The organism is Paraburkholderia sp. UYCP14C (genome assembly GCF_004197395.1).
GTDB lineage: Bacteria > Pseudomonadota > Gammaproteobacteria > Burkholderiales > Burkholderiaceae > Paraburkholderia.
Genome location: NZ_SELS01000017.1, coordinates 52438 through 65444, shown reverse-complemented (window position 1 = coordinate 65444; position 13007 = coordinate 52438). Strand labels below are relative to the sequence as shown.

Genomic DNA, 13007 nt, shown 5'->3' with positions numbered 1-13007 from the left:
ATCCGGCCTGCCGATTTTGAAACCCGCGGCCACACACGGACCACCGCTCAGGCGCGCGCGCCCGCCTGTTTTTCAAAAAATGGCCCGCTTGATCGTCTTTAAGATGGACGCGCCTGCGCGTGAGGGTGGCGCTCGCGTGTGCCGGGCTCTGCCGTCGTACCCTCCAGGGAGCCAAAGCCGATGAGCAGCCCCGACGACAAAACCGTGATCGTGCAGCGGGCGTCCGGACCGGACGGCCAGCAGAACCCCGCCGAAGCGGCGGACGCCGATCGTACAGTCGTCACCCGCCCCGCCGCGCCGGGTTCGAACGCGCAACATGCGCTGCCCGCCGGCACACGGCTCGGCGAGTTCGAGATCGTCAATCTGATCGGCGAAGGCGGCTTCGGTATCGTCTATCTCGCCTACGACACCCAGCTAGGCCGTCACGTCGCGCTGAAGGAATACATTCCCGCTGCGCTCGCCACGCGCGTCGGCGCGGCCGAAGTGTCGGTCCGCTCGGAACGTCACGAAGACACCTTCCGCGCCGGCCTGAAAAGCTTCATCAACGAGGCGCGGCTGCTCGCCCGCTTCGATCATCATTCGCTCGTCAAGGTGTACCGGTTCTGGGAGGCCAACGGCACCGCGTATATGGTGATGCCGTATTACGAGGGCGCGACGCTGCGCGACGAATTGCGCCGCATGAGCGCGCCTCCCGACGAAGCCTGGCTGCGCGCGCTGCTCGCGCCGCTGCTCGAAGCGCTGGCGGTGCTGCATGCGGCACAGTGCTACCACCGCGACATCGCGCCGGACAACATCATGCTGCTCAAGGGCAGCGGCCGCCCCGTGCTGCTGGACTTCGGCGCGGCACGACGGGTGATCGGCGACATGACCCAGGCCTTGACGGTGATTCTGAAGCCCGGCTATGCGCCGGTCGAGCAATATGCCGAAGTGGCGGCCTTGAAACAGGGGCCGTGGACCGATGTGTATGCGCTTGCCGCGGTGGTCTATTTCGCGATTCAAGGCAAGACGCCGCCGCCGTCGGTCGGCAGACTGATGAGCGACACGTATGTGCCGCTCGCCACGGCGGCGGCCGGCCGCTATGGCGAGCGGTTCCTGCGCGCGATCGACCATGCGCTTGCGGTGCGCCCCGAACAGCGCCCGCAAAGCGTTCAGGCGCTGGCGAGCGAGTTGGGCATTGCCATCGAGTCGCCTGATGACGCGGCAGAGTCTAACGAACCCGTACCCCGCGTCTCCGCTGAAACCGTGGCTACCAGTGCGCCGCGAATGGCGACCACGACGACGGCGACAGCGGCGAACGTCGCGACGAAGCGCAATGAGTCAGAGCCGGCGGCCGCTGCCGTGGGAGCAGACGTTCAACGGAAACGGACAGGCTTGATCGCCGCAGGTGCCGCTTGCGTCGTCGCGCTGGCGGCGGTCGGTACGTGGTTTGCCATGCGCACGCCACCGGCCTCGAGCACCGCGGTCACGGCAAGCACGGACGCGCGTAGCCCGGCGTCACCGAAGCCGGCCGACACGGCTGCGTCGGCAGCTGGCAATGCGGCTCAAAGCCCGGCAACCGTCGCTGCCGTTGCCCCAGTTGCCCCTGCCGCGCCTGCCACAGTTACCCCGCCCGCCACACCACCCGCACAGGCCGACAGCCTCGCCGCCTACACACCCGCCAGCGAACTCGAGCGCATCGTCACGCTGGCCGATCCGTCGATTCAGGTTACTGCCACGCCGCGCAGCACGTCGGCGACAATCGGCAAGGATCATCTGCAGTTCAAGCTCGACAGCAACCGCGCCGGCTACGTGTATGTGTTCATGGTCGATCCGGACGGTCAGTACCTGATGCTGTTTCCGAACGGACTCGATCGCAACAACCGCATCGCCGCCGGTCAGACGCTGTCGTTGCCGCGCGCCAGTTGGCCGATGATGGCGGGCAACCCGCCCGGCCCCAACCACTTCCTGACACTGGTGTCGACCACGCCGCGCGATTTTTCCGACGGCGGATTGAAGCCGGTGGCGCCGTTCCAGTCATTCCCCGCCGATGCCCAGCAGCAGGCGGCCGCGCGTCGCGGGCCGCGCTATTCGCCGTTCGCGGGCAAGCCGCGCTGCCCGGCAGGCACAGCGGATTGCGCCGACGACTTCGGCGCCGCCACGTTCACCATCGACGCCGTCAAGCCGCCAGGCTAGCGCCCGCGAAGTACGCGACGCCCGCGATGGTCCGCAAGGAGGCCGCATGCAAAGGGCTCAGCTTCTTCCGCTTTTGCTGGTTGCGACGACAGCTACGCTCGCGGCTTGCGCGAGCAACACGCCCGCGACCAGCGTGGTCCTGGGGGACGCGAGTCACGCCAGCGCATCGCCGGTCGAGCAGGCGGTGACGGCGGCACCCGCACCGCCACCCGCGCCGCCCGCGCAGACGCTCGCGCCGACGACGACGTCTGCCCCGACGCCGGCTCCCGCAACCACACAAGCGCCGGTATCGAGCACGCCCAGCGGCTCCAATAGCCCGAGCCCCAAGCCCGCGTCCAGTAGGGCTTCGCTACGCGGCACGCTTACTACGAGCCGACCGCTTTCGCCGACCTGCCCGGCTGGAACACGGACGACGTCACCGCATCATGGGACGCTTTTCGCCGCAGTTGCACCGTGCTCGGCGCGCGCAGCGGCTGGTCGGAGCCGTGCAATGCCGCGCGAGCCGTGGACGTCGGCAACGTCGCGGCGATCCGGCGTTTCTTCGAAACGTATTTCAACGCGTATCAGATCCGCAATCCCGACCGCTCGGTCGACGGCACGATGACCGGCTACTACGAGCCGCTGCTCAACGGCAGTCAGCAGTACGGCGGCGCCTACCTTTACCCGGTCTATGGCACGCCGGCCGACATGCTGTACCTCGACGCGCGACGCATGCCGGACCGCGCGCGCGGCGGCGTGAGCACGGCGCGCATCGACGGACGTAACGTGATCCCGCTCGGCGACGTGACGAGTGGCGACCTCAAGGGCGTCTACGCGCTGGATCTGCGCGACAGCGTGCCGGATATCCGCGACAAGAAAATCCGCCTGCGGATCGATGGCGGGCGCATCGTGCCGTACTACACCCGCGCCGAGATCGAGCGCGGCGCGCTGAAGGCGCCGATCCTCGCGTATGTCGACGACCCTGTGATGCTGTACTCGATGCAGTTGCAAGGCGCGGGCAAGGTGCGCATGAGCGATGGGTCGATTCGCCGCTTTGCCTACGCTGAGCAGAACGGCCGGCCCTTCTTGCCGCCGCTCGCGCACAACGGCAATGCCGCAGCCGGTGCGCGTAAGCTCGTCGTGCGCGGCATGGAGATGGAGGTCGACGTCAGCGACGACGGCACAGCCGCCGCGAGCAACGCAGGCAACGCGGCATCCGCGGATGGTGACGACGATGCACCCACCTCGCCCCTGCTGCGTGGCTTCACCCTGGCGACGACCACGCCAACGACTGCGGGCACGATCAAGCCGGCGGTAACGGGCACCGCTGGCGGACACGGCGCAGGCAATGCGACGGGAGCCGGAAGCAACGAACCTGCGTCGAACGCGGCGCGGCCTCATCCCGTGTTCGCGATTTCCGATCCGAGCTATGTGTTCTTTCGCGTCATTCCCGATTCGCCGAACGGGCCGCTCGGTGCGTTGGGCGTGCCGTTGTCGGCGGGCCGCTCGGTAGCGGTCGATCCGCGCACCACGCCGCTCGGCGCGCCGGTGTTCGTGTCGACGCGCGACGATCCTCAGGCGCCGGGCGCGATCAATCGACTGATGCTCGCACAGGATTCGGGTGGTGCAATTCAGGGCGCCGTTCGAGCCGACTACTTCTATGGCTTCGGTCAAACCGCGCAGTCGCAGGCGAGTCACACCAAAGAACGGCTGCGCATGTGGGTGCTGCTACCCAAAGGTTTGCCGATATCCGCGCAGCAGACGTCGCTGAAGACGCGTGGCGGCGGACCTGCCGCGTCCGATGCGGATTGTCTGGTCAGCGATCCTGTGTTGTGTGTCGACGATGCGCCGTAGAGGTCATGGGCGACGACCCGCGCGAAGCTGGCGACGGAGGGTCGGTGGCGCCAGACTTGAAGGTATTTACACCGTTTTTACGCGTACTACTGATCTTTTTTGAAGACTTCAACGGCATCGTCTTTACAGTGCATGCATCTGGGCTCCCCCCTGATCCTATGCACGGACCAAAACATGCGGTTGCCAATGCGCGCCGCGGATACACGCTACTGCGGCTTGCCTTGATGATAGTGGCCCTCGCACTCTGCAGCCTCTTGCACTACGCCAATGCGCAAACATCAGGTGCCGCTGAGGTGACGGAGGCTCCTCCGTTGTCGACGCCCGACGACGTCGCCGCCGCACTGCGCGCGCAATCCCGCCTGTCGGCTGCGGATTCGTTGAAGATTGCACAAGCCGTCCTGACCGAAGCGAATCGCTATTCGATGCCCCCTGTTCTGCTGCTGTCGGTGATGGCTGTCGAATCCGGCTTCGACTCGCATGCGGTGAGCCCGGTCGGTGCCCGCGGACTGATGCAGATACTGCCCGCCGCCCATCCGCAGGCATTCGCCAGCGTGAAGGAACTCGACGATCCCGTCGTCAATGTCCGCATCGGCTCGTCGATATTGCGCGCTTGCCTCGACGCCTCCGGGGGCGACGTCAACACCGCACTTTGGCGGTATAGCGGTGGAGGAAAGGGCTATGCCCACCGCGTGGTTATGCATATGCAACGCTTTGCGCTCTTGCTGCGCACGCAAAAGGAGTAATGGACGGTCCGATCAAAACCCGTTGAGCGCCGATCGAGACGGCGGCCCGATCAATCGTGGGCCACACTCCCCTGCGTCACCAGAAACTGATCCATCAACGAGATCTTCAACGGCTTGTCCGCATCGAGCTTCTTCTTCTCGATCACATACTTCCAGCCGTCCCCGTGACCGGGATTGCGATAGAACGCAACGACCGCAACATACTTCGTATCGGCTTGCATCGGTTGCGACAGGCTCGCCGATGCCCCAGGATTCAGCACCGCTGCCATGCTCGCCTGCAGGTCCTGCGCGAGCAGCGTGCGGTCGTTTTTCAGCAGATCTTCGTACGATGCGCCGTCGAACATCTTGCGGTCCTTCAACTGATACACGCGCACCGCAACCGATGTCGCGCGGCCGGCGTCGTCGGGATTCAGCGCCTCGCGCGCGGACAGGTCGACGTCGAGCACCTTGATCTGCCTGAAGAACACCGCGTGGTATGCGCGCGACGACGTGTCCGACACGGATTGCCAGGCGCCGCATGCCGACAGCAGCACAGCGGACGCAAGAGCGGAAACGATAAAGCGAAGCTTCATGAATAGTCCTTTGGGCGCGTCGTTCATCACGCGGATCGAGTCAGGCACGGATTCGCCGCGGGCTTCGGAAACGCCAGATACACTCCGAGCGCGACGTTGATCAGGCGTTCGTTCACGGCAGGCAGCACGGTCGTCCAGCCGAGCCGCGGCGCCGGTCCCGCCGATCCGCCATCGACAGCGCGAGGCGAGCTGATTGCGGGCGATGGCGCGAGGCGCGACGACATTGCCATACGCAGATGCACGTCGGCCTTCAGCCCCACATACAACTGCACGAACGCCATCAACTCGCGATGCAGCGAGGCGCCCGGCAAAAGATCGTGCGCCTGAGCGGCATCGACCGGCCGCAACGTCACGCGCACCGCACGGCTGCGATACGCAAGCCGCTGGCCCAGCACATAGCCGCCGCCGAGTCCGCGACGCGTGCCGTCGTTCGTCGCACCAGAACGGGTGTGCGACGAAGTGAGCGGCCGAGGCTCACTACATCGACAATCCCGGCTAGTCGATTCCGGCGCTGCGATTCTGATTTATTGGTGAATTCGCCGGTCAATCCGATTGCGACATTTGTTCACAATTACTCGACGGGTAACTCGCTATAGTGGGGGAAGGTCGATCACGGGTCCGATCGATCTTACCGACAGGTATTCAGCCTGTCTTTGGCAGCCTCGATCGCGCCCCGCGTTCGAGGCTCTTTTCTTTGCTGCCCGGTTTGTCGAGCGATTAAGTGGCCAGTGTCCCGTCCGCGGCATTCATCCGCGCCGGCCGTTCGTGAGGATCGGGACGATCGGTCCGCGTCGTCTCAGCAACGGAGATGAACTGCACCATCAGGCACAGCGCAATACCGATTAGTTGCAGATTTCGTGTGGCGGAAAAGAAGCCGTTCTTGCCGCGACTGAAGGATCTCACCGCGCCGACGCGTGGAACCATGCCGACGCCATAGCTCGATTTTTCGGTCGGCCCCTGCAACGCAGCAGGACCGGTGACGATATATTTCGCCAACAGAAGCGCGCCGACGAACGCCGACACGATGTGCAGTCGGACTATCCAGTGAGGTTGAGCGACTGTGTCGACAGCGCCTTGGCTCGACAGATTGACGTAGGCCGAGATTGCCGCGGCCGCCACGGCGACAATAGCGGTAAACAGTAAAGGCTTTCGAATAGTCATTATTTGCTCCACCAGCCTTTTCACCCAGACTTCACAAAACCGACATAAAAAGCGAGCGAAATATTCCAATTTCTTTATGCCGCCTGCAATTAAAGATTAGATAGCACGGCTTCAGCCACTCTTTTTGAGATGCTCGTTCGACTATAACGATTAAGCAAGATACGCAATGTCAACGAAAGTTAAAGCCGTTGTTTCTTCCTGCCATGCGGATGCGGCAATGCGTTATCGAACGTTCTCAACGCCTACTGACAAAAAAAATCCCGCACAGGGGGGAGCGGGATTAAAACAACAGGACGCTGAGGAGACGAGCACGCCCTGCCTGGGACCCACACGCACAACAGGAATGCGCGTGGTTATTACTTCGCTTGCCGCGACCGACGACGGGTAGTCGACGGTCGATGATCGTGAGTGCCCTGAAACGCCGAACAGTTTGCGCCCCCCTGCGCCGGCTTATGCCTGCCCCTTGCTATCGAGGCCCATGTTGTTGATCTCACGCTGCCTTGCGCGCGACCCCGTCGCCCATCACGCTCATCACGTCGTCGACGACCCGAGTGGCGGCCGAGAATCCACCCGCGAGCACTTCCCGCAGATCCGTCGACGCACGACTGGGCAGCGAACACACGCGGAAAGCAGTCGACCACTCCCCGCCGATCAGCCGCGTCTTTAACGTGACGCTCGCCACGTACGCGCGCCGCGCCGTGGCGTCGCCGACGAGCGTGGACGTATCGGCGGCGCGCAATGCGTTGACCACGATCTCGAAACCTCTATAACGATAGGTTTGCTCCATGCTCTCCTCCGTCTTCAGCCATTGCTACACAACGGCATTTCGCCATGTATTGATGCTGCATCATTCTCGACCAATATTTGTCAAAAATTGTCATATCCTGGGCGAATTTCGATTAGGGCTTTCCCTGCTCTCGACATGCGAATTCCAGCGTCAATCATCCGCAAAGAAGCGCGAAATGGCTTTCTCGCAAGATTAATATTTGCTTAACGCATTTTTCAACAATTAAGCGCAATAATCCATGCAATGTTAAGTCATCGACCCGGCAAATACACATTGCGATTTCATGACCGTCAATCAGATATAATTCAATGCCGAATCAGGCCGCAGCACAGGTCTCGAAATAAAAAGCCACATCCCAAATTAATGACCGGAACTCCCTCGACGCTTCAGTAGTCCGAACACTATGATTGCCCATCGTGGCGCCAATCTGGCGAGCCTAGCCCTCTCGGTTCGCCATCATCCGCTCGTAGTCCGAAAAAAGTATGCTGCGTCTGATCACATCGTCCGTCGCGTTTGAATGAAGCGTCCGTACCGGTACATCGCGGTATCGCCAGCGGCAAGGATCGTGTCATTGCAGACCGCTGATCGTTTATCGGATCGAACGAGCCTGAATAAGGAATTGCTGGTGAAATATCTCGCTGGTTCAATGTCGCAATCGCGGCGGCTTCCTCTGCCTGCCGGTTTTATGCGTTGTCGCGCAAGCCACCCCGGTGCCACCGTGATTACACGTTCGCGCTGCCCCGAAGCGCGGGAGCATGCACGATGAGCGTGTTCCAGATTGCCGGTGCGCTGTTCGCCATCGTCGCGCTATTCGGCATCCTCAATTATCGGTTCATCAGGTTGCCGGACACGCTCGGCATCACCGCGGTCGGGCTCGTCGTCTGCGTCGGCATTTCGGCGCTCGGCTTCTACTATCCGGCTATGGCGATCGCCGCGCGCAAGATCGTCGTGCAGATCGATTTTGCCGACATCGTATTTCACGGCCTGCTGAGCCTGCTGCTGTTCGCCGGCGCGCTGCACGTCGATCTGTCGAAGATGCGCACGCAGCGGCGCGCGGTGCTGATGCTCGCGACGATCGGCGTCTTGATTTCGATCGCGGTGGTCGGCTTCGGCTTTTACTACGCGGCGCAATGGCTCGGCCAGCCGGTGAGCCTGCCGTGGTGCCTCGCGTTCGGTGCGCTGATCTCGCCGACCGATCCGATCGCGGTGCTGAGCGTGCTCAAGCGCGCAGCGGCGCCCGAAAGCCTCGAAACCAAGATTACCGGCGAATCGCTGTTCAACGACGGCACGGCCGTCGTCGCGTTCGTCACGCTGGTCGGGCTCGCGACCGGCGCGAACGAGTTTTCCGCGGGCGCGATCGCGGTCGATCTGCTGCGCGAAGTCGCTGGCGCGCTCGTGCTCGGCGCGGCGCTCGGCTTTGGCGCGTCGTTGCTGCTGCGAGGCATCGACAGCTATCCCGTCGAGATCCTGATCACCCTGGCGCTCGCGACCGGCGGCTATAGTCTCGCCGAAGCGCTGCATGTGTCGGCCCCCCTCGCGGTCGTGATCATGGGGCTCGTGATCGGCAATCACGGCGCGTCGACTTCGATGTCGGAGAAGACACGGGAGCATCTGTTCAACTTCTGGGACCTGCTCGACGAGTTGCTCAATCTCGTGCTGTTCGGGCTGATCGGGCTCGAGATCATTGCGCTGTCGCTACGCCTCGAGATCGTTTGGCTCGGGCTCGCGGCGATTCCGGTCGTGCTGTTCGCGCGCGGCGTCAGCGTCGCGATTCCGCTGCTCGCGCTGCAGAACTTCCGGCGGCTCAACCCGCATTCGGCTGTCGTGCTGACATGGGGCGGCCTGCGCGGCGGCATCTCGATCGCGCTCGCGCTGTCGCTGCCGGAGTTTCATGGACGCGACATGTTCATCGGCGTCACTTATCTGGTCGTCGTGTTCAGCCTGCTGATTCAGGCAACCACATTAGGCCCGCTGATCCGCCGGCTCAGTTTCGCCGACACTCACGCGACGAACGCGTCGCCGCGACGCATGCACGCCGCGGCGAGGGAATAATCGTCCGCCGCGTTGGCACCGCGCGTGGCCTTTAAGAATCAACTCCGCCAGCCCCGCTGCGCTCATCGTCTGCACGAAATGCGCGCTGATCGTAAAGTGGATACCTGCGGGGAGCGTCAGCGATTCGCGCGTCGATTTCAATGCTGGATTGGAGCATCTGATTTAAGCGTCTTCTGAGCAGTGCCCGCCGCGATTCCGACCCGCGGCGGCCCATCACGAGGCAAGGCCGGCGGCGAGTCGAACCGCCACCGTCTTCCCTCCGGTCACGGTTCACGCCGCGGCCCTGGCTCGGGCTCGATGGTCCGCCGCCAGTTTCTGGCTTACTTTCCGCCAGTTTCCGGACCGTCGCGCCTGCCGCGGCACCGGGCATTTTGCCGTCAATGCCGGTTCTCCCACATACCGAGCAGGCGCGGTTTGTCATGCTGTCGATTCAGGCGTCCGAAGGAGTTCGCCATGTCGGTCTATGTCGATGAAGGGTTCCGGCCCTGTGTGACGGAATGCGCAACGGTCGCGTTCCGCGTGTGCTGCGACGATCGTGCGCAGATTTTTGAAGTCAGCGCCGACGCGCTGGTGGAGTTCTGCGGCGCGGTGAGCCGTCGCAAGCAGGACCTGCTGGTCGCGTTCGAGGATGCGCAGGACGAGATCCTCTCTGTAGCCGCGCAGCGATGGCAGTTCACGCCGAGCGAGCCGGTGCGGCTCGGTCTCGACGAGTTCAAATTGGTCAGACATTAGGTGTGCGAGATACACCTTCATGAGCTGGATCGCCGCCCTGCCGATGTACAACGTGACACCCGCGCTCGACCTCGAGTGGCGCGAGTGGCTCGACGACGTGCTGCGCCGGGTCAAGCCCGCCTGCCGCATCGTCGAACCTGACGAGGAACTGCACGGCTTCTGGCGGCGCCCGAACCTGCTGATCTCGCAGACCTGCGGTTATCCGCTGATGCAGGGGCTGCACGCCGAAGTGCAACTGGTGGCGACACCCTGCTTCGATGCGCCCGGCTGCGACGGCGCGCATTACTCGAGCGTACTGGTCACGCGCGCCGACTCGCGCTTCGACTCACTCGCCTCGTGCCGGGGCGCGCGCGCCGCCTACAATCAGGACGATTCGAACAGCGGCATGAACGCGTTTCGTCACGCGGTCGCGCCGCTCGCACGCGCCGGCATGTTCTTCGGCGCGGTGCTGCGCACCGGCTCGCATCTCGGCTCGCTGCGCGCGGTCGCCGACAACCGCGCGGACGTCGCCGCGATCGACTGCGTGACCTTTGCCTTCGTTTGCGACGTGCTGCCGGAACTGGCGCAGCGCGTGCGCGCGATCGGCATGACCGCCGCGTCGCCGGGCTTGCCGCTGATCGCCGCGGCCAATGTGCCGCCGGCCACGATCGGCGCGCTGCGCGACGCGCTGAACGAGACGCTGAGCATCCGTCCCGAGCGTGCAAAACGCCTGCGTTTAACGGGCTTTTCGACGCTGCCGCTGACCGACTACGCGCGCATCAGCGAGCTCGAAAGCGAGGCACGCGCGGCGGGCTACGCGCGGCTCGCCTAGTTCATCCACTCACTCAAGCCGCACGCTCACTCACCCGCCTGCTGCACGTCCAGCACCAGCAACTGCGCGCCGTCGGTGACCTGATCACCGACCCCATACAGCACCTCGGCGACCGTACCGGCCGTCGGTGCGCCGATCGTATGCTCCATCTTCATCGCTTCCATCACGATCAGCGGCGTGCCTTTCTCGACCACCGCGCCCGGCTCGACCAGCACCGCGATCACCTTGCCCGGCATCGGCGCGGTTAGACGGCCTTCGCCATGCTCGGCATCCGCGGCATGCGCGAGCAGGTTCTGCCATTCGAACGCGAGCGTCTCGCCGTGGCAGAACACGTGGAACCTGTCACCGTCGACAAACACGTGCCCCGTCACGCGCGCATCGCCGATCGTCGCGCGGAATTCGTGAGCGCCCGTGCCGACCGACCAGCTGAAGTCGTCGCGCACGCCGTCGTGTTCGAGCGTTTGCACGAGCGCCTGCGCATCACCGCTGCGCGCGAAAACGACCGTGAACGCGTCGTCGACGTCGTCGTTGGCGCCGTCGTCGATCATGCGCCAGCCGAGCGTTTGCGTGTAACCGCTATTGAGCCGCCAGTGCGACAGCGCGTCCCACGGCGACGCGCCGTGCGCGGTGCCGCCCTCGCGCGTCAGCAATGCGGCGCACGCAAGCGCGAGTGCTTCCTTGAACGGCTTTTGTCCCGGCGCGAACAGCGCGTCGTGATGACGCTCGATCAAGCCGGTGTCGAGATCGCCGCTCGAGAACGGTTCGCTCGCGACGATGCGCCGCAGAAATTCGACGTTCGTATGCGGCCCGACCACCTCGCATGCATGCAGCGCACGCGCAAGGCGCGCCAACGCCTCTTCCCGCGTCGCGCCATGCACGATCAGCTTCGCGATCATCGGATCGTAGAACGGCGTGATCGTATCGCCCTCGCGCACGCCGCTGTCGATCCGCACCGGTGCCTTGCGTCCCGGCTCGCCGAGCCCGGCCGCATCGATCGCGAACTCGACGCCTTCGGGCATGCGCAGATGCTTGAGCGTCCCGGTGGACGGCAGGAAGCCGCGCGCCGGATGTTCGGCGTAGATGCGCGCCTCGATCGCGTGGCCGTCGAGCTTCAACTGCTGCTGCGTGAGCGGCAGTGCCTCGCCTGCGGCAACACGCAGTTGCCATTCGACCAGGTCCTGCCCCGTCACCATCTCGGTGACCGGATGCTCGACCTGCAGCCGCGTGTTCATCTCCATGAAGTAGAACTCGCCGGTCGGCGTCATGATGAACTCGACCGTACCCGCGCCGACGTAATTGACGGCGCGCGCGGCGGCCACGGCCGCTTCGCCCATCGCGCGCTTGACCTCGGCGGCGAGCCCCGGCGCGGGCGCTTCCTCGAGCACTTTCTGATGACGCCGCTGCACCGAGCAATCGCGGTCGAACAGATAAACCCCGCCGCCGTGCTGATCGGCGAACACCTGAACTTCGACGTGACGCGGCCGCGTCAGATACTTCTCGATCAGCACACGATCGTTGCCAAAGCTGCTGGCCGCCTCGCGCTTGCACGACAGCAGCGCGGCCGCGAACTCCGCGCTGCGCTCGACCACCCGCATGCCCTTGCCGCCGCCGCCCGCGCTCGCTTTCAGCAGCACCGGATAGCCGATCGCGTCCGCCTCGCGCTGCAACAGTTGCGGCTCCTGGTCGTCGCCGTGATAGCCGGGCACGAGCGGCACCTCGGCCGCGTGCATCAGCGCCTTCGCGGCGGCCTTCGAGCCCATCGCGGCGATCGCTTCGACCGGCGGTCCGATAAAGACGATGCCGGCAGCCTCGCACGCGTGTGCGAAGTCTTCGTTTTCCGATAGAAAGCCGTAGCCCGGATGCACGGCCTGCGCGCCGGTCGCGCGCGCCGCTTCGATGATGCGCTCGATGCGCAGATAGCTTTGCGTCGCCGTCGAGCCGCCGATATGAACCGCTTCGTCGCAGGCGGCGACGTGTTTCGCGTTGGCGTCGGCGTCCGAGTAGACGGCCACGCTCGCGATGCCGAGCCGCTTGCAGGTCGCCGCGACGCGGCACGCAATCTCACCCCGGTTGGCGATCAGGATCTTGTTGAACATGAGTGTCTCGATGAAATAGGCGGTACGGGGCGGTTGTCGTTAGCGGGG

Annotated in this window: 11 protein-coding genes and 1 pseudogene; 6 read left to right on the top strand and 6 right to left on the bottom strand. The window is 64.3% G+C overall.

Annotated elements, in window-relative coordinates:
* Positions 1-180 precede the first annotated feature (180 nt).
* Positions 181-2172 (top strand): serine/threonine-protein kinase, encoded by a 1992-nt coding sequence (locus EVC45_RS17680; RefSeq protein WP_129959230.1) that lies wholly within the window; start codon positions 181-183, stop codon positions 2170-2172.
* 153 nt (positions 2173-2325) lie between these two features.
* Here EVC45_RS17680 and EVC45_RS47640 read toward each other — a convergent pair whose 3' ends face one another.
* Positions 2326-2448, bottom strand: coding sequence for a hypothetical protein (locus EVC45_RS47640; RefSeq protein WP_306770780.1), 123 nt, complete (start codon positions 2446-2448; stop codon positions 2326-2328).
* Positions 2449-2625: 177 nt separating this feature from the next.
* Between EVC45_RS47640 and EVC45_RS17675 the strand changes: the two genes are divergently transcribed.
* Both EVC45_RS17675 and EVC45_RS17670 read left to right on the top strand, forming a co-directional pair.
* On the top strand, positions 2626-4005 hold the full coding sequence (locus EVC45_RS17675) for an MltA domain-containing protein (protein ID WP_248295168.1): 1380 nt from the start codon (positions 2626-2628) through the stop codon (positions 4003-4005).
* A 5-nt stretch (positions 4006-4010) separates the two neighbouring features.
* Positions 4011-4748, top strand: a complete 738-nt coding sequence (locus EVC45_RS17670; RefSeq protein WP_248295167.1) for a lytic transglycosylase domain-containing protein — start codon at positions 4011-4013, stop codon at positions 4746-4748.
* A 50-nt stretch (positions 4749-4798) separates the two neighbouring features.
* On the opposite strand, the gene tssJ is transcribed toward EVC45_RS17670, so the two are convergent.
* From tssJ to EVC45_RS17650, 4 genes and pseudogenes are all read right to left on the bottom strand, one after another.
* Positions 4799-5320, bottom strand: a complete 522-nt coding sequence (gene tssJ, locus EVC45_RS17665; RefSeq protein ID WP_248295166.1) for a type VI secretion system lipoprotein TssJ — start codon at positions 5318-5320, stop codon at positions 4799-4801.
* A 26-nt stretch (positions 5321-5346) separates the two neighbouring features.
* Positions 5347-5805, bottom strand: a pseudogene (locus EVC45_RS17660) (type VI secretion system baseplate subunit TssG); the annotation flags it as partial.
* Positions 5806-6037: 232 nt separating this feature from the next.
* The gene (locus EVC45_RS17655) at positions 6038-6481 is read right to left on the bottom strand and encodes a hypothetical protein (protein WP_129959229.1); all 444 of its coding nucleotides are present in this window, start codon (positions 6479-6481) and stop codon (positions 6038-6040) included.
* A gap of 490 nt (positions 6482-6971) precedes the next feature.
* Positions 6972-7268, bottom strand: coding sequence for a hypothetical protein (locus EVC45_RS17650; RefSeq protein WP_129959228.1), 297 nt, complete (start codon positions 7266-7268; stop codon positions 6972-6974).
* 762 nt (positions 7269-8030) lie between these two features.
* On the opposite strand from EVC45_RS17650, the gene EVC45_RS17645 reads away from it, so the two are divergent.
* The 3 genes from EVC45_RS17645 to EVC45_RS17635 all read left to right on the top strand — a co-directional run bounded on the left by EVC45_RS17645 (position 8031) and on the right by EVC45_RS17635 (position 10863).
* Positions 8031-9320, top strand: coding sequence for a sodium:proton antiporter (locus EVC45_RS17645; RefSeq protein WP_129959227.1), 1290 nt, complete (start codon positions 8031-8033; stop codon positions 9318-9320).
* A gap of 453 nt (positions 9321-9773) precedes the next feature.
* Positions 9774-10052 carry a DUF1488 family protein gene (locus tag EVC45_RS17640; RefSeq protein ID WP_018423012.1) on the top strand — a complete coding sequence of 93 codons (279 nt, stop codon included), beginning with the start codon at positions 9774-9776 and terminating at the stop codon, positions 10050-10052.
* A 19-nt stretch (positions 10053-10071) separates the two neighbouring features.
* Positions 10072-10863 (top strand): phosphate/phosphite/phosphonate ABC transporter substrate-binding protein, encoded by a 792-nt coding sequence (locus tag EVC45_RS17635; RefSeq protein ID WP_129959226.1) that lies wholly within the window; start codon positions 10072-10074, stop codon positions 10861-10863.
* Positions 10864-10889: 26 nt separating this feature from the next.
* On the opposite strand, the gene EVC45_RS17630 is transcribed toward EVC45_RS17635, so the two are convergent.
* Complete coding sequence (locus tag EVC45_RS17630) at positions 10890-12959, bottom strand: acetyl/propionyl/methylcrotonyl-CoA carboxylase subunit alpha (RefSeq protein ID WP_129959225.1); 2070 nt, start codon at positions 12957-12959, stop codon at positions 10890-10892.
* Between the last annotated feature and the right edge of the window lie 48 nt (positions 12960-13007).